Here is a 16,536-nt window from a genome sequence, read left to right as displayed (position 1 = left end):
GCGGTCAGCGGCCATATCGGGTGAAGCCGTTGCTTTACTCTCTAAGCACGCTAGAAATGGAGCAATAACAATGAAGATTTCACGTGTTATTAAAACAACTGTACTCGCCGCAAGCATCGCTGGCTCGGTGAGCTTAGCTAACGCTGATAGCTACCACATAGGGGTAACCGTGCCCTCGGCAGACCACGGCTGGACCGCTGGTTTAATGTGGTGGGCACAGCAAGCCACCGATGAGTTGAGCGAGAAATATCCTGATGTCAGCTTCACCGTGCTTTCCGCCAACTCGGGTACGGCCCAAGTCTCAAACGTGGAAGATCTAATGATCCGCAATTTGGATGCCTTGGTTATCCTGCCGTACAACCCAGCAACGCTGCAGTCGGTTATCTCGGAGGCCTATGCAGAGGGTATTTACACCGTAGTAGTGGATCGGGAGTTGGAAACTCCTGCGCAAGATGTGTTTCTTGCTGGCAATAACCCCGGGCTTGGGGAGCAAGCTGCACGCTTTATCGCAGAGGAGTTAAATGGGGAAGGGAATATCCTGGTTCTGGAAGGGCCGCCGATTCCAATTAATAGCCAGCGGGTAGATGCCTTTAATCGTGTGATGGAAGAGCATCCTGGTATTAATATCCTGGCGTCACAAAATACGGATTGGAACCCCCAGCGGGCGTTAAGCGTTACCGAAGACCTATTGGGCAGTAACCCTCAAGTGGATGCTATTTGGGCGGGGGACGATGACGTGTTGGTCGCTGCGCTGCAGGCGATTGAAGAGAACCAACGTGACGATATTCAGTTGGTTGTGGGTGGCGGTGGTTCTCAGGCAGTCATCGAGATGATCCGCGACGACCATCCGATGGTAAAAGGCACTGTCACCTACCCACCTAACATGATTGCCTCAGCCATTGCGCTGGCGGTTCACGGTGTTAAAGGTGAGCGCTTGGGCGATATGTACCACGGTGTGCCTTCACGGGTGATTCTAGCCGCTGACTTGATTACTGCAGATAACGTAGAGGAGTTCTACGAGCCGGACGCCGCTTATTAAAGCTTCTTAAAACCAGGGGTCGCTCTTTTGATGGCTGTGTCGCGTAGGGCGCAGCCATCGGCATTACTCACTTCACAGCATTTGGCTCGTACGGTTTACGGCAGCGCATAGCTTGCTGTCACATGTACGACCGGGCGCGTCTCGTCGCTGGCTGAGAATATTTGTACTTCGCCCACCGCCAGGCGGCGACCTAGTTTGATCAGTTTTGCGCGGGCGATAATGTCGTGATCACCGGATGCAGCGCGCAGAAAATGGCAGTTTAAGTCACTGGTGACGGCCATGGCTTCAGGACCAATCTGGGCCAGAATGGCCACGTAAAGCGCCACATCGGCAAGGCCCATCATCGTGGGCCCTGAAACTCGAGGACCGGGGCGCAGATGCTCATGGCTGATGTTCAGGCGCATAGTGGCGCTCATATCACCCACACTCTCTATCTTGCCCATCCGCTGGGGAAAAACTTCATCCAAAAAGTGTTCGATTTGCTCGGTGGTCATTACGGTCATTGTTGTTGTCCTGTGCGTAGCGCATGTTACTTTTACGTTAACGACAATGAGCATAAATAAAAAAGCCCCAAGGAGCGAGCCTCGGGGCTATGTGAAGGTGCTTATTTGCTGGCTTACTTCGCCTTATGCACCTGGCGCCACTCGTGGAGTAGTGGTTCAGTGTAGCCGGAAGGCTGTACGCGCCCCTTGAACACCAAGTCAGAGGCAGCTTTAAAGGCAGTAGAACCTTCAAAATCAGCGCTCATGGCGGTGTAGGTGGGGTCGCCGGCGTTCTGCTCGTCAACCACCTTAGCCATGCGCTTAAGGGTCTCTTCTACACGTGGTGCATCGATAATGCCGTGGTGTAGCCAGTTGGCGATATGCTGGCTTGAAATACGCAGTGTAGCGCGGTCTTCCATTAAGCCAACATTGTGAATATCTGGCACTTTTGAACAGCCTACGCCGTGCTCTACCCAGCGCACTACATAACCCAGAATACCCTGGCAGTTATTATCTAGTTCCTGCTGAATCTCTTCATCCGACCAGTTGGCGTTCTCCGCCACAGGTACGCTTAGCAGGTCATCCAGGTAGTCGGGCTCGCCGAGGGCTTCCAGCTCACGCTGTACGTCGGTAACGCTGACTTGATGGTAGTGCAGTGCGTGCAGCGCCGCAGCCGTAGGAGAAGGCACCCAGGCGGTGTTAGCACCGGCTTTGGGATGGCCGATTTTCTGTTCCAGCATGCTGTGCATTAGGTCAGGCATGGCCCACATGCCTTTGCCGATTTGGGCACGGCCGCGCAGGCCACAGGCTAAGCCAACCTGGACGTTGCTCTTCTCGTAGGCCTGGATCCAGGCGGCGCCCTTCATATCGCCTTTGCGCACCATTGGGCCCGCTTCCATCGCGGTATGCATTTCGTCGCCAGTGCGGTCGAGGAAACCGGTATTGATAAATGCCACCCGAGAAGCCGCTTCTGCAATACACGCCTTGAGGTTAACGGTGGTGCGACGCTCCTCGTCCATGATGCCCATTTTCAGGGTGTCGCGGCTCATACCCAGAATGTCTTCGACGCGGCCAAACAGTTCGTTGGCGAAGGCAACTTCGGCAGGGCCATGCATCTTCGGCTTAACGATATAAACAGAGCCGGTGCGCGAGTTGCGTGGCTGGTCGGCGTCTTTTTTCAGATCGTGTAGCGCTATCAGGGAGGTAACAACTGCATCAAGGATGCCTTCCGGTAGCTCGTTACCGCTCTCATCCAGCACCGCTGGCGTGGTCATTAAATGGCCCACGTTACGTACAAACATCAGCGAACGGCCCGGCAGTGTAACTGTACCGCCATCGGTGGTTTGCCAAGTACGGTCAGCGTGCAGCGAGCGGGTAAAAGTTTTACCGCCTTTTTCGATACGCTCTTCCAGGTCGCCCTTCATTAGGCCGAGCCAGTTGCTGTAAACGCCGACTTTATCTTCTGAATCTACCGCAGCAACGGAGTCTTCACAGTCCATAATTGCGGTTAGGGCTGCTTCTACCACCACGTCTTTTACGCCCGCGGGGTCGGTTTTGCCGATTGAATCGTTGGGATCAATCTGAATTTCCAGATGCAGGCCATTATTCGCGAGCAGAATCGACTCGGGTTTTGCTGCTTCGCCATTAAAGCCAATCAGCTTGCCTGAATCTTTTAGGCCGGTTTCGCGCCCACCTTCTAGGGTGACGACCAAGTGTCCATCGCGAATGGCGTATTTCACGGCATCCCGATGGGAGCCGGTTGCCAGCGGAGCCGCGCGGTCGAGTACGCCACGGGCATAGGCAATCACTTTAGCGCCACGTTGCGGGTTGAAGCTGGAGCCTTTCTCCGCGCCACCTTCTTCTGAAATCGCATCGGTGCCGTACAAGGCATCATACAGGCTGCCCCAGCGCGCGTTAGCAGCATTCAATGCGTAGCGAGCATTACTTACTGGCACTACCAGCTGCGGCCCAGCTTGAACGGCTACTTCGCGGTCAACGTTAGCGGTCGATGCTTTGACGTTATTAGGCGCTTCAACTAAGTAACCTACTTTTTTCAGGAAGCTGCGGTAAGCTGGCATATCGCTAACCGGACCAGGATTTTCGCGGTGCCACTCATTCAGCTTTTCTTGAAGAGATTGGCGCTCTTCGAGTAATTGACGGTTTTTTGGGGTCAAATCATGGAACAGAGCATCCACACCGGCCCAAAAGGCGTTCTCGTCGACGCCGGTTCCCGGCAGAGCCTGCTCGTTGATGAAACGGTCCAGGTCGGCTGCCACCTGTAAACGGTGACGCGTGACACGCTCACTCATGGGGTCTCTCCTGTGAAGGTGCCCGTGGGTTATAAAAAGAGCCACGGTCAGGGTAAAGGTACATTTATGGAAAATACTTCCACATCTGCACCTGCATGTAAACAGCCGTGGCCTTAAAGCAGTAAAATGCTCGACCAAATGATGAGAGAGGAAGCTTAGGTTACCTTATTTTTGCCAATGGACAGTGTGGCGCTCACGGAGTGACGTTGATGCATGATTTCCAACATTTGGAAGGCTTATTTCGGCAAGCGGCAGGCGTATCAATGCTCTCTAGGCTAGCTCCTGGAGAAGCGCTAACAGTGGCCATGCATGACTACTTTCGCCACTACGGTTTGGAAGCGTTGCTAAACGATACCAGTGAAGTGCACGCTGGGTTTATTGATACTGGCCGCTTTGCCTTGTGGTGCCAAGTGTGGAGCCCGCCAGCACCAACCGGCACTGCGTTTGTCATCCATGGTTACTTTGACCACCTGGGGCTTTACCGACATTTACTTAGCTGTCTATTGGCCAAGGGGTGGCAAGTGGTGCTGTGGGACCTTCCCGGTCATGGACTGTCCAGCGGGCCGCGGGCCGAAATTGAAGACTTCGACGATTATCAGCACTGTTTAAAGCATTTGCAGGAAGCCTTGCAGGCGCAAAGCATGGCTCCCACTCCCTGGTTGGGGGTTGGGCAAAGTACCGGTGCGGCGATACTGGCAACCGACGCACTCACCCGCCGTGAAGCCGCTGGTTGGTCGGGAATTGTGTTGTTAGCGCCGCTAGTGCGCCCTTGGCGCTGGAATCAATCTAGTTGGCTACACTTAATTGCCAGCCCCTTTGTAAAGGGGCTACCCCGCAAATATCGCCCCAACTCCACCGATGAGCAGTTCACGGAATTTCTGCGCGACCATGACCCACTGCAGCCTGAGCGATTAAGCGTGACATGGGTTACCGCTATGCGCCGATGGATGCCGCGCCTGCTGGCGTTGCAGCCCAACCCATTACCCACCTTGATTTTGCAGGGTGAGCAGGACTTAACTGTCGATTGGCAGTGGAATCTAGATGTATTAGCGGAGAAGTTTCCCAACGCCGAGATTCATCGCCACCCAGAAGCTCGCCACCATTTAGTCAACGAAGCAGAACCTATTCGAGAAGTCCTGTTTAAAGCGCTGGATAGCTTTGTGGAAACCATGGACGAGAATGTGCATTAATGTGATGACAGTCACTAATGGCCAGAGGATCACGCATGACAGCACCCAAAATACTGGTATTTGCAGGCAGTGCCCGAGAAGGATCGCTGAATAAACAGCTCGCCAAATTAGCCGCCAAGCGCATTGAGGCGCTGGGCGGTCAGGCGACGTTTATCGACCTAAAAGCGTATCCCTGCCCACTGTTTGATGAAGACATTGAAGCTCAAGGTATGCCAGAAAATGTGCTGAAATTGCGCGAGATTCTGGCGGATCATCAGGCACTGCTCATTGCCTCGCCGGAGTACAACGGCTTTATCACGCCGCTGTTGAAAAACACGCTGGACTGGCTCTCTCGGCCCTATGGCGATACCCCCGGCCTAAAACTGTTTGCAGGCAAATGGGCGGCACTGGTGGCGGCTTCCCCTGGTGGCTTGGGCGGCATCCGTGCTTTGCCCCTTGGTCAACAACTGCTAGCTAATCTCAGCCTCACGGTACTACCGCAACCGTTATCGTTACCTAAAGCCAGCAGCGCCTTCAGTGAGGGTGGTGAGTTGATTAATGAAGCCGTTGGACAAAGGCTCGACACACTTTGTCAGCGTTTGGTCGACGTGCTAGCGGTAACGCATCGTTAAGCCCCTTTCAAAAGCCTATCCAACTGCCGATAGCCGATGGCTTCGATAAAGTGTGGTTGGCTGGGCTTGGGCTCTCCCTGTAGGTCGGCAAGCGTTAACGCTACGCGCAGTACGCGATGGTAGGCGCGGGCGGAGAGCTTGAGCTTTTCGAGCACGCCTGCAAGCCAAGTTCGCTCTTCATCATTGAGGGCGCAGGCGGCTTCCAGCGCTTTGCCGCTGAGTTGGCTATTTAGTGCCCCCCGCGCCATTTGGCGCTCACGGGCGGCCATTACCCGGTCACGCACGGCGGCTGATGATTCGCCTTGGGTTTGAGCAGTAAGCTGTTCTGGTGGTAGAGCTGGTACTTCCACTTGCAGATCTATACGGTCTAGCAGCGGACCGGAAAGCCGTGCTTGGTAGCGTTGAATTTGGCTGGCGCTGCACTGACAGCGCTGGCGTGGGTCGCCCAAGTGGCCGCAGGGGCAGGGGTTCATAGCAGCTACCAACTGAAACTGGGCTGGGTAACGGCGCTCATGGCTGGCGCGGGCCAAATGAATAGTGCCTGTTTCTAGTGGTTGCCGAAGTACTTCTAACACATGACGAGAAAACTCCGGCAGCTCATCTAAAAACAGCACGCCGTGGTGAGCCAGCGAGATTTCTCCAGGCTTAGGTTTCGAGCCACCGCCCACCAGTGCGGCGGCGCTGGCGCTATGGTGGGGCTGACGAAAGGGCCGCTTGCCCCAGTCGGCTTCCAAGGGCAGTCCACAGACGGAGCGCACGGCGGCAACCTGCAACGCGTCATCTTCGGAAAGTGGCGGCAAAATACCCGGCAAGCGGCTAGCGAGCATGGTTTTACCCGTGCCAGGTGGCCCGGCCAGCAACAGGTTATGGCCACCGGCAGCTGCTACTTCAAGAGCGCGACGAGCCTGATGTTGACCGCGTACATCGGCTAAATCTGCCATGGGGGCGGTGGATTTGACGGAGGCAGACAGCTGATAGGGCGGGATCTTCTCCTGGCCCAGTAGGTGAGCCACTACCTGCCAAAGGGTGTCGGCGGGCAAGACGGGTAAATCGCCGGCAAGCGCCGCTTCATTGGCACAGGCGCGAGGAATAATCAGTGCTTTTTTGGCTCGCCGTGTGGCCAAGGCGAAGGGTAATACGCCTGGCACGGCGCGTAATTTACCGTCTAGCGCCAATTCACCAGCGCACTCCATGCCTTCTAGCGCATCAACTGGAATCTGCCCTGAAGCGGCAAGAATACCCAGCGCAATAGGTAAATCGAAGCGGCCTCCCTCTTTGGGTAGGTCGGCAGGGGCAAGGTTCAGGGTGATGCGTTTGGTGTTAGGGAAATCGAATCCAGCATTGACCAGCGCACTGCGTACCCGCTCGCGGCTCTCTTTTACGGCGGTTTCCGGTAGGCCCACTAGTGTCAGGCCCGGCAGTCCATTGGCTAAATGAACCTCTACGTGTACTGCCGGTGCGTCCAAGCCAACACCTGCGCGTGTGGCAACAATCGCTAATGTCATCGCGTTCCCTCGCTGACTTTGTGTATCAATCTTAAGTCCAATTCAGCTTTGATCTACCTAATTCTCAGTAGTTAACTTACCTTAATTAAGAAGACTTTGGTAGCGCTCAAGGCTGGCTAGTCATTGGGCTGAGGGCTATAGATAGGCGATGCCTCCAGTGCTGCGTTTAGCTCTCGGGCAAAGCGTTGGGCGGAGGGTAGTGCGCCGAAGCTCCATACCGGTGGTAGTCGAAGCAGGTTGTGGTGTTTGGCGCGGAGTAATTGTTGCCACAGTCCGCTCTCTGCCAGCTGCTCCTCGACCCCTGTTGGCAGTGGGTCGATAATTACCAGTATGGCCTCGGGGTAGTGCGCCAGTGCTTCAATGCCTACCAGTGCAAACCCCCAGGCGTTGGTGGTTTGCTGCCAGGCATTGGACAGTTCCAATTGCTCTAGAACGGCGTTGTATAAGCTATTTTCTCCAAACACTCGTACGTGGCGGGCATCCATAAACTGCACCATAAGTAACGGCGCGATTTCTGACTGAGAGAGGGGCCGAGATTCACGCAGAGTGGTCATTAAAGCTTGGGTTTCTGCAATTAGCTGCTCTGCTTGGGGTTGGTGCTCGGTTAACTCGCCTAATTGGCGGGTTAGGGTTTGCATCTCTTCCCAGGTGTTGCTACCAGGAGCATAAAGCGAAAACGAGCTAACCGGAGCGATTTGCTCCAGGCGAGGCGTTAAATTGGCAAACATGGGTGAAATAAGCGTCTGTTCCGGTGGCTCTTGGGCCAGTAGCTCTAGGTTGGGCTGAGTACGGAGTCCCATATCGGTGGCGCTGTTGGGTATGCGTGGTTCGCCAACCCATTGGTGGTAATCACTCTGCTGGGCGACGCTGCTAAGAGGGGCGTCAATGGCCAACAAGGTCTCGGCGATAGTCCAGTCGACCGTTGCCCACTGGGCTTTGGCGGAAGAAAAGGCCAGCAGACAAGCAACAAATAGCCCGCTGCGCACAAGCCAAGAGAACAGGGGAGCTCGACGGTGAGGGGCGGTGGAACGCATAGTCGTGGTGGAACACATAGTCGTGGTGTGGCGCATGGTTATGGTGTGGCACATAGTCGTGAGAGGCCATCCGAAAAAGAAGAGCTGCATTTAAACGATAATACTTATTGTTTGCAAACCTGTATTCAAGTAAAAAATGCCCAGGTGCGCTGGCCTGGGCAGATACCGTCATGAGATCTTAATGAGCCTTAGAGCAAATTCTTAGCACCGTCTCTGAGAATAGCCTTTGAGAACCGCCTCTAAGAACAGTGACTTAAAAACAGTCATTTAGAGACGATGGCTTAGAAATGGTAGCTTGGAAATGGTAGCTTAGAAACGATAGTGTACGCTGGCGGTTATACCGCGTTCAGCACCGAAGTAGCAGTACTCCAGTGAGTTACAGGAGGCCACGTACTCTTTATCCAGTAGGTTGCTCACATTTAAGCGCGTTTCGACCCCTTCAACGCCGAGTTGGCTTAGGTCGTAACCTATAGTGGCATCCACCAGGGTGTAGTCGGGCACGGTTGCGGTGTTGGCTCGGTCCGCGGCGATATCTGCGTAGTGGCGTACACCTACTCCCAGGTCCACGCCCTTCAGCCAGCCGTCGTTGGCCTGATAGTGACCCCACAGCTGAACTTGATGCCGGGGAGCGTAAATCGCCTTGTTGCCTTGGTTGCCGTCATCGCTTTTGGCATAGGTAATGTCGGTGAAGCTGTAGCCTGCCTGCAGTGAGAAGTTTTCGGTGAGTCGGGTTTGTGCCTCCAGCTCTACTCCCTGGGATTTGATCTCACCCACTGCACGGTAAGGATCAGAAGGCTGCTCTTTGGTGGCGACGTTCTCTTGGCTGATATGGAACAGCGCTGCGCTGAACTGGCTTTGGCTACCGTTGGGCTGGAATTTGATACCAGTTTCCCACTGCTCGCCTTCCATTGGGGCTAGCAAATCGCCGCGTTCATCCACAAAACTAGTGGGTGTGAAAGCGGTGGAGTAGCTCACATAGGGAGCAACGCCGTTATCGAATAGGTAAACTACCCCGGCACGGCCACTAAATTGGGTGTCACTAAGTGAGCTGGTCACATCGCTATCGCGGTTGGTGTTGTCGATATTCACCCAGTCAAATCGGCCGCCTAAGGTAACGCGCCAGTTATCAACCGCTATCTGATCTTGCAGGTAAACACCGGTTTGTTCGATTTTATGGTGTTCGCGAATAGGCGCGTAAAACTCTATAGGGCCGCTGCCATAGACAGGATTGAAAGCATTGATCGGCTGGAAATACCCCGACGGCCATGACACCTCATTCTCCCGCTGCTGGTAATCAACCCCGAAGAGCAGTGTATGGTCCATGAAGCCGTTACTGATATTGGCTTCGAGCTGGTTATCTAGGGTCCAGGCTTCCAGAGACTCATCGCTGCCTGAGTAGTAGCGGGTGAGCTCGTCAGAATCCGGTGATGTCCAGCCAAAACCATAGACCTGATTGAGCACCACGTCGGAGTTTAGGTAGCGTAGTAACTGGCGACCGGTGACTTGATCGCTAAAGCGGTGTTCTAGGGTGTAACCAAGCATTCGCTGGGTACGCTCGTAGGTGTCGTACTCCTCTTCGCCGTCAAAGAAGTTATTGCTAATTTTGCGTCCGTTACGTGCTATCACCGCCCCCTCGTAGGGAACGCCGGAGTGGTAGCCGCCTTCTGGCTCATCCTGCAAGTAGGCTTCGACCGTCAGGCTGGTGTCGTCGGTGATGTCCCAGGTGAGCCGCGGTGCAATGGCGTAGCGCTCCTCCTCTGCAGGGCCGAACTGGGTATCGGCGGCGCTGGCAATACCGGTCAGACGAAAGGCCACTCGCTGCTCTTCGCCAATCGGGCCGGTGAGGTCAAAAGCGGCGCTGCGCTGGTTGTTATTGCCTACTTGAAAACGTAGTTCTCCGCCCTGTTCAAACTCTGGTCGTTTGCTATTCAGAGCCACTACCCCACCAGGAGAGGCGCGACCATAGAGCACCGAGGCGGGCCCGCGCACCACTTCGATGCTGTCTAAAAACCACGGGTCGATGCGCATCGTGCTATGGGAGTTGGCATCGCCCATGACCTTTAGGCCATCCAGAAAAGTATTGCTCAAGCTGCCGTCAGAAAAACCGCGCAGTACTAGGTAATCAAAGCGATTAGAGGCACCTACCTGGTTGCTGTAAACGCCGGGCGTATAGTCAGTGGCCCGCTGAACGGTATTGACACCACGGTGATCCATCTGCTCGCGAGTAATCGTGGAAACGCTCTGCGGTGTTTCGATGAACGGCGTTGTGACCTTCGTAGCGGCCTGCTGCGCAGTGACTGTTACGGTACCTAGCTCGGTACTTGTTTGAGCGTGAGCCGATGATACCGCTAGTGCCGCAATAACGGCGGTACTTAAAGGAGAGCGTAAAAAGCGGTGAGGGGAGATGAACATGGCGATACCTGCGAGAAGAATCAATGATCCAGCGTGTTAATGAGAATTATTGCGCTTAATCGTTTGGTAAAGGTATGCGAAATGACAAAGCAGTTATGCTGGCTGCCAAGAAACTGTTTTCAGCGGAACTTGCGGTGACTGGTGGTGATGTCAATGACGGTTCAGAAGCTCATGGGGTGCGATACCAAAGGCCCGCTTAAAGGCAGTGGCAAAGTTGCTGGCATGGCGGTAGCCGCAGGCGTGGGCGGTTTGCTGCACGCTATAGCCCTTGCGTAAGTACACCTGTGCCTGGGTCAGGCGGCAGCGTCGTAGGTAGTCGAAAATTGAGCAGCCGTAACAGCGCTGGAACTTATCGCGCAGGCTGCTGGGGCTCATAGCGGCATCTCGGGCTAATTGCGCCAGCTGATACTCCTGGCTAGGCGAGTGCTCAAGCTGTTTACGTAATCGTTCTAGGCGTTGGTAATCGCGATGGGAAAGGCCCGGTGGTGCGTGGCCCGCTTTACTTTCGCTGGACTCAAGGCTGGTGGTTGGCAATCCGTGTGCGAGTAACTGTAGTGCCAGGCCCTGCCATAATAAGCGCTGGCGCTCTACTGGCCAGTTCGAAGCCAATGCCGCTTCAATACTTTGGTGAAGCAGTGGCGGCACATGCCAGGTATGGAGCACTGGCGCTGCCGCTGCCGGTGGAGGCAGGCTGATGGGCGGGCAAGAGATGAGGTCGGCACAAGATAGCACCGATACATTGAGGATGCGCAAACGTTGTGGTGCGGGTTGGAAAACCTCGAGCCCGGTCTGTTCATTGAAGTGTGCGCTGAAGGCATCGCCAGCTTGTAGCTGAAACGACTGGCGACCTAGCCCTACATGAATGCAGCCCTCAAGTATGACGCTGAGAAACCACGGAACGCTACGCTGAGACTTGGAAGCGTAGGCGTGTAGAACGTTAAGGTCTGAATGCGTTACACGTAGGGCAGGGTCGATCTCAACATCCACCACCCGACCCTGGGCAACGCAAGGCGCTAGCTGGGAACGCTCAGACGCTTCGGGAAAGCGGTAGTCGATCCCGAAGCGCTCACCAAGTGCCTGCAGGTCATGGGTGGTAAGCGGTACATAACAGGATGCTAGTGTGCCGGGGGTAGCCATTACCATTACCTCGCCCTTGGGCGGCTGCCTGCGTGTAGCTGGTCGGAGGCTCAGTAAGCCATCGACCAGTTTAGAGTGTAGGTGCGGCCGCGCCCTTGGTAGTCGTAGAGGTACTCTGGGCCGTAGTAGGGAGAGTAGAACATCGCGGCTCGCTGCCCCCAGACGGTTGAGTACTGGTCATCAAGCAGGTTCTGCACACCCAGGCTGACGGTACCAAAATTGGTCTCTTGGCTGAAGGAGACGTCGAGGGTGGTATTGCCGTCGATCTTGCGATCAGCATCGTCTTTCAAGTTGAAGGCATGATTGGCTTGCAAACGCGCCGAACGTACATAATCGGTCCAGCCAATAAAGGCAGTAGATGAGGAGAGCGATGCATAGCGGGCGTCACGTTTCTCCCAGTTGCCCTCGTTGTTCTCCTGCTCGGAGCGCACTAAGTGTAGCGTGCCGCCTATCTCTATACCGTTGTCGAAGTAGCGGGTTACGGCACTTTCCAGGCCAAAGTCGCGTTTCTTTTCGTCCACTACGCTGACGCTTAGATCCTCGGCGTTCTCAACCGCTTTATCTGACCAAGCGTAGTAAAGCGCTGTTTGGGCCGTCCAGCTGCCTCCCTGGTAGCGCCAGCCTAGCTCCACCTGATCCGTCTCGATAGCAGACAATGGGTTGTTGCCGACACTCACGTCGGGACTCTTACCGTAGTACTTGGCGGGGTCTGGTAGCTCGAACCCCTGACTGAACTGCAGCCAGTTTTGGTGCCCATTGCCGTAGTCATAAAGGGCACTGGCATTAAACAGTGTCGCTTTATAGTCATTCTTGCCACCTGGGATACCCTGGAACTGATCCACTTCGACATCCATGTGCTGTTGACGCACTCCAGCAGAAAGTTTAAGTGCCTGAGTGGCTTGCCAGTCGCCCTGGATGAAGCCCGAGAGCCCGTCCACTTGGTAGCCTGGATAACGGGGTTCGACCCCAGATGCTTGCTGCACTAGGCCACCGGTGGCATCCGATACATTGGTATCGAACAGCATTTGGCTGGCATCGAACTTCTCGCGATCCAGATCTAGGCCGTAGGTCAGCGAAACGTCATCACCCAAGTGCGACTCGAACAGCGCCTTGATACCGCTTAAATTGGTATTTTGTTGTGATGCGCGGAACTGCAGTCCATGCGAGACGGAGTAAGGAAATGCCTGGAAACTGGATTTCTCCTCACGATGGAACGCCTGTAGGTAGAAATTTTGCCCCCATAGGTTAGCGTGGTGATAGTTGATGTTGACGAGCTTGCGATCGGTTTCCGGGTCGCGCTGTGAACGATAGCCGTCGCGAATTTCGGCATCGTTCAAGTTGGGGGTGGCAGCGTTGAGGTTGGGGAAGTAAACACCCCGGTCGCCTTCGTAGCCGGAGCGGTATAGTTGGGCGCCCAGTTCCAAGCTCTGTTCGTCCGTCAAGCGGAAGGATAGGTTACCTAGTATATCGATGCTGCGATTGTCCTGGAGGTCGGTTTGGGCGATATCGGGAAAGATCTCTTGGCCCTGGCCGTCATAGTGGCGACCGTTATCCCCTATTGCAGTACCCAGGTAGCCTTGAACCCGCTCATTGCCGCCGCTGACCGATTGTGACAAGCGTCGGTCTAGGTCATCGCTGTTGTTAAAGCCGGTGGTAATGCCTGCTTCCGTGCGCCAATTCAGGCCTTCTTCACCCTTACGCGTAATGATATTGATCAAGCCTCCCGTTGCGCCCCCACCATATAGACTGCTGGCGCCGGAGAGGACTTCCACACGCTCGATATTGAATGGATCGATAGCATCGAATTGACGTGAGAGTCCACGTGAACTGTTCAGCGATACGCCATCGATAAGTACCTGCACGCCTCGGCCACGCATGTTCTGCCCATAATTGGTGCGTCCTTGCGGTGCCAGATCCAACCCCGGCACCAGATGCCCCAATGCCGTCTTGAGGTCTGCACCATTGCGGGTCTGTTGTTGCAGCATCTCTTTGTCGATCACCCAGACAGCCCCGGGTATCTGACTGATCTGAGTCGGAGTGCGGGAGCCTACAACAACCATGGTCTCCTCAGTGGTGGCGTTTAGCGAAGACCCAGACGTCGTGCTTTGGGCGGAAACTCCACTGGAAAAACTCAGTAGCAGGCCGGTACCAATAAGCGCAGCCATGGCAGAAGACGGCGTTGTAAAAGACGGGGCGGGCATGGTGAACAGTCCGAAAATAGTAAGGAAATCAGGAACGGAGAGTATCACCACGAAACACAAAGTCAATGATAGTAATTCGTATTTTCTTTCTGCTAAGCGAGCCCCGACTGTAGGGGAGGTGCAGCAACAGGCTATTGTCCTATTGCTGCTAATTTTCTATTGCTGCTGCTAATAAGATAAGGCTTACGCGTTACGCTGGCTTATCTTTCTCAGCTGTATTTGACGCTTTTTGGGCAGGAGCTGGCGGCGCTTCAGCTTCAAGTGGTGTTGTGGCGGTAGCAGTCGCTTCCACGGCTGCCTCCAGGTTCGCAACCTGGCGTTCTAACGCCTCGACCCGCGAGCGCGTGCGCTGCAGCACATCCATCAGAATATCAAAATCCTCCCGAGAGACGAGCTCTAGACGGTCAAAGGCGCCACGTACTACTTGCTGTACACCTTTTTGAATCTCTTCAGGCGCTTGGGAAGCGTTCTGTAAACGGTCACCAATCTGCTGGGCCAGTCGGCTAATGCGATCTTGAGGCGCCATAGCGGCTCTCTCCTTAATAACTAGCTAAATGAACTCATATAAAAAACGGCTTATCCGTAAGGATACGCAACAGTTGGCGAATTCGCATGCGCTGAGTGCTTTTCCTGCTGAGCGCCTGGTTTGCATCGAAATGGAGCAGGCAACATTTGCTTATGCTTTGTTTTGGTGCGGCAGCAGTGCTGCAGAGATGATTTTGCCCAAATTAAACGCTAAATACTCGCCTGGCTAGTGAGTAGTCGGTTGACTTATAAGAGAAAAAAATCTGCTGGCACGGTATGCGCATTATCGGTTCAGGTGCTTATTTTGGCGGCTGTGCCGCTACTAATCTAGCAGGACTTAATTCCAGCAGGGGAGATACGGGATGAAACTCATCACCGCCATCATCAAGCCATTCAAGCTCGACGACGTCCGTGAGGCATTAGCGGATAACGGCGTTCAGGGCATTACGGTCACTGAAGTAAAAGGTTTTGGCCGTCAGAAGGGGCATACCGAGCTATACCGGGGAGCCGAGTACGTGGTCGACTTTCTTCCCAAAGTAAAGGTTGAAGTGGCTGTAGATGACGCGCGTTTAGAGAGTGTGCTGGATGCGATCTGTGTAGCAGCGAACAGCGGTAAGATCGGTGACGGCAAAGTCTTTGTAACGCCCCTTGAAGATGTGATTCGTATCCGTACAGGTGAGCGTGGCGCCGACGCTGTGTAAACCAGCCAGCTAATAACTTCTTTCTATGGTTAACGGGGAACTGACAATGAACGAGCTTGCAGAGCTGAGTTACGCACTCGATACTTTCTATTTTCTAATCTGCGGCGTGCTAGTCATGTGGATGGCTGCTGGCTTCTCAATGTTAGAAGCTGGCTTGGTGCGCTCTAAAAATACCGCCGAAATTCTGACTAAGAACATCGCACTCTTTGCGATCGCCTGCACCATGTACCTGTTAGTGGGTTATTACCTGATGTACTCCAGTACTGAAGGTGGTTTTATACCCAACTTAGGCTTCTTGATTGGCGGTGAGAATAGCGTCGATGCAGTGACGGCTGGTGGTGATGACGCACCTTACTACTCCATGCGTGCGGATTACTTTTTCCAAGTAGTGTTTGTCGCTACTGCGATGTCGATCGTTTCTGGTGCGGTTGCTGAGCGCATGAAGCTATGGGCATTTTTAGCCTTCGCCGTTGTGATGACTGGCGTCATTTATCCGGTCTCAGGCTACTGGACCTGGGGTGGTGGTTGGATTGATGCCATTGGCTTCTCCGACTTTGCGGGGTCAGGCATTGTTCACATGGCTGGTGCTGCAGCGGCATTAGCGGGTGTGTTGGTGCTAGGGCCACGTAAGGGCAAGTACGGCAGTGACGGTAGTATCCGGGCAATCCCTGGTGCCAATCTGCCGCTGGCAACGTTAGGTACGTTTATTCTGTGGATGGGTTGGTTCGGTTTCAATGGTGGTTCTGAGCTGAAAATGTCAGACGTCGATTCAGCGAACAACGTGGCTCAAGTCATGGTAAATACCAACGCGGCAGCTGCGGGTGGTGTGATTGCCGCGCTTATTCTAGCCAAACTGTGGTTCCGCAAAGCTGACCTGACCATGGCGCTTAACGGTGCGCTGGCGGGCCTTGTGGCGATCACTGCTGAGCCCCTGGAGCCTTCAGCCTTCGGAGCTATGCTGATCGGTATGGTGGGTGGTCTGATCGTTGTACTATCGATTGTCATGCTCGATAAGCTGAAGTTGGATGATCCAGTCGGTGCGATTTCGGTACACGGTGTGGTAGGTATCTGGGGCTGCTTGGCCGTGCCGCTGTCCAATGGTGATGCTACCTTTGGAGCGCAGATTATCGGCATGGTTGGCATTTTTGCCTGGGTCTTTCTGGCGAGCCTGGTGGTATGGCTGGTGCTGAAAGCCATCATGGGTATCCGTGTTAGCGAAGAAGAAGAGTATGAGGGTGTTGATATCGCTGAGTGCGGTCTTGAAGCTTACCCTGAGTTTAGTGTTAAGAAATAAGCTTGCGCTAATGAAGTAAGTTGGCGCGCTGCTGTGGCCTCCCCTTTGTGGGAGGCCTGTTTGTTATGCCTACCTCTATTCTCCGTTGTCGTCATT

13 protein-coding genes are annotated in these 16,536 nt (G+C 54.4%); 5 read left to right on the top strand and 8 right to left on the bottom strand.

Annotated elements, in window-relative coordinates:
• Nucleotides 1–70: 70 nt before the first annotated feature.
• The gene (locus tag CPA45_RS08650; protein WP_096651150.1) at nt 71–1,039 is read left to right on the top strand and encodes a substrate-binding domain-containing protein; all 969 of its coding nucleotides are present in this window, start codon (nt 71–73) and stop codon (nt 1,037–1,039) included.
• A 95-nt stretch (nt 1,040–1,134) separates the two neighbouring features.
• Here CPA45_RS08650 and CPA45_RS08645 read toward each other — a convergent pair whose 3' ends face one another.
• Complete coding sequence (locus CPA45_RS08645; protein ID WP_096651149.1) at nt 1,135–1,542, bottom strand: PaaI family thioesterase; 408 nt, start codon at nt 1,540–1,542, stop codon at nt 1,135–1,137.
• 113 nt (nt 1,543–1,655) lie between these two features.
• Nucleotides 1,656–3,830 carry a malate synthase G gene (locus CPA45_RS08640; protein WP_096651148.1) on the bottom strand — a complete coding sequence of 725 codons (2,175 nt, stop codon included), beginning with the start codon at nt 3,828–3,830 and terminating at the stop codon, nt 1,656–1,658.
• Between the two features lie 209 nt (nt 3,831–4,039).
• On the opposite strand from CPA45_RS08640, the gene CPA45_RS08635 reads away from it, so the two are divergent.
• Nucleotides 4,040–5,020 carry an alpha/beta hydrolase gene (locus CPA45_RS08635; RefSeq protein WP_096651147.1) on the top strand — a complete coding sequence of 327 codons (981 nt, stop codon included), beginning with the start codon at nt 4,040–4,042 and terminating at the stop codon, nt 5,018–5,020.
• 35 nt (nt 5,021–5,055) lie between these two features.
• Nucleotides 5,056–5,631, top strand: a complete 576-nt coding sequence (locus CPA45_RS08630; RefSeq protein ID WP_096651146.1) for an NADPH-dependent FMN reductase — start codon at nt 5,056–5,058, stop codon at nt 5,629–5,631.
• Here the strand turns inward: CPA45_RS08630 and CPA45_RS08625 are convergent.
• The 6 genes from CPA45_RS08625 to CPA45_RS08600 all read right to left on the bottom strand — a co-directional run bounded on the left by CPA45_RS08625 (nt 5,628) and on the right by CPA45_RS08600 (nt 14,446).
• The gene (locus CPA45_RS08625) at nt 5,628–7,136 is read right to left on the bottom strand and encodes a YifB family Mg chelatase-like AAA ATPase (protein ID WP_096651145.1); all 1,509 of its coding nucleotides are present in this window, start codon (nt 7,134–7,136) and stop codon (nt 5,628–5,630) included. The genes CPA45_RS08630 and CPA45_RS08625 overlap by 4 nt on opposite strands.
• 116 nt (nt 7,137–7,252) lie before the next feature.
• Nucleotides 7,253–8,170 carry an ABC transporter substrate-binding protein gene (locus CPA45_RS08620; protein WP_096651144.1) on the bottom strand — a complete coding sequence of 306 codons (918 nt, stop codon included), beginning with the start codon at nt 8,168–8,170 and terminating at the stop codon, nt 7,253–7,255.
• Nucleotides 8,171–8,479: 309 nt separating this feature from the next.
• Nucleotides 8,480–10,582, bottom strand: coding sequence for a TonB-dependent siderophore receptor (locus CPA45_RS08615; protein ID WP_096651143.1), 2,103 nt, complete (start codon nt 10,580–10,582; stop codon nt 8,480–8,482).
• 150 nt (nt 10,583–10,732) lie between these two features.
• Complete coding sequence (locus tag CPA45_RS08610; protein ID WP_096651209.1) at nt 10,733–11,719, bottom strand: helix-turn-helix transcriptional regulator; 987 nt, start codon at nt 11,717–11,719, stop codon at nt 10,733–10,735.
• A gap of 50 nt (nt 11,720–11,769) precedes the next feature.
• Nucleotides 11,770–13,920 carry a TonB-dependent receptor gene (locus CPA45_RS08605; protein ID WP_244287553.1) on the bottom strand — a complete coding sequence of 717 codons (2,151 nt, stop codon included), beginning with the start codon at nt 13,918–13,920 and terminating at the stop codon, nt 11,770–11,772.
• Nucleotides 13,921–14,110: 190 nt separating this feature from the next.
• Nucleotides 14,111–14,446 (bottom strand): accessory factor UbiK family protein, encoded by a 336-nt coding sequence (locus tag CPA45_RS08600; protein WP_096651141.1) that lies wholly within the window; start codon nt 14,444–14,446, stop codon nt 14,111–14,113.
• A gap of 361 nt (nt 14,447–14,807) precedes the next feature.
• Here CPA45_RS08600 and CPA45_RS08590 point away from each other — a divergent pair, with 361 nt between their 5' ends.
• Both CPA45_RS08590 and CPA45_RS08585 read left to right on the top strand, forming a co-directional pair.
• The gene (locus CPA45_RS08590; protein ID WP_096651139.1) at nt 14,808–15,146 is read left to right on the top strand and encodes a P-II family nitrogen regulator; all 339 of its coding nucleotides are present in this window, start codon (nt 14,808–14,810) and stop codon (nt 15,144–15,146) included.
• Nucleotides 15,147–15,192: 46 nt separating this feature from the next.
• On the top strand, nt 15,193–16,440 hold the full coding sequence (locus tag CPA45_RS08585) for an ammonium transporter (protein ID WP_096651138.1): 1,248 nt from the start codon (nt 15,193–15,195) through the stop codon (nt 16,438–16,440).
• Nucleotides 16,441–16,536: the final 96 nt, after the last annotated feature.

The sequence above is a fragment of the Vreelandella nigrificans genome (genome assembly GCF_002374315.1).
Classification (GTDB): Bacteria; Pseudomonadota; Gammaproteobacteria; order Pseudomonadales; family Halomonadaceae; genus Vreelandella; species Vreelandella nigrificans.
This window is presented reverse-complemented; position numbering and strand designations above follow the sequence as displayed.

Bases quoted from the DNA above. Each gene is read 5' to 3' on its own strand.
- CPA45_RS08650 (WP_096651150.1), top strand. From the start codon at position 71: ATGAAGATTTCACGTGTTATTAAAACAACTGTACTCGCCGCAAGCATC.
- CPA45_RS08645 (WP_096651149.1), bottom strand. From the start codon at position 1,542: ATGACCGTAATGACCACCGAGCAAATCGAACACTTTTTGGATGAAGTT.
- CPA45_RS08625 (WP_096651145.1), bottom strand. From the start codon at position 7,136: ATGACATTAGCGATTGTTGCCACACGCGCAGGTGTTGGCTTGGACGCA.
- CPA45_RS08585 (WP_096651138.1), top strand. From the start codon at position 15,193: ATGAACGAGCTTGCAGAGCTGAGTTACGCACTCGATACTTTCTATTTT.
- CPA45_RS08630 (WP_096651146.1), top strand. From the start codon at position 5,056: ATGACAGCACCCAAAATACTGGTATTTGCAGGCAGTGCCCGAGAAGGA.
- CPA45_RS08615 (WP_096651143.1), bottom strand. From the start codon at position 10,582: ATGTTCATCTCCCCTCACCGCTTTTTACGCTCTCCTTTAAGTACCGCC.
- CPA45_RS08620 (WP_096651144.1), bottom strand. From the start codon at position 8,170: ATGCGTTCCACCGCCCCTCACCGTCGAGCTCCCCTGTTCTCTTGGCTT.
- CPA45_RS08610 (WP_096651209.1), bottom strand. From the start codon at position 11,719: ATGGCTACCCCCGGCACACTAGCATCCTGTTATGTACCGCTTACCACC.
- CPA45_RS08600 (WP_096651141.1), bottom strand. From the start codon at position 14,446: ATGGCGCCTCAAGATCGCATTAGCCGACTGGCCCAGCAGATTGGTGAC.
- CPA45_RS08640 (WP_096651148.1), bottom strand. From the start codon at position 3,830: ATGAGTGAGCGTGTCACGCGTCACCGTTTACAGGTGGCAGCCGACCTG.
- CPA45_RS08590 (WP_096651139.1), top strand. From the start codon at position 14,808: ATGAAACTCATCACCGCCATCATCAAGCCATTCAAGCTCGACGACGTC.
- CPA45_RS08635 (WP_096651147.1), top strand. From the start codon at position 4,040: ATGCATGATTTCCAACATTTGGAAGGCTTATTTCGGCAAGCGGCAGGC.
- CPA45_RS08605 (WP_244287553.1), bottom strand. From the start codon at position 13,920: ATGCCCGCCCCGTCTTTTACAACGCCGTCTTCTGCCATGGCTGCGCTT.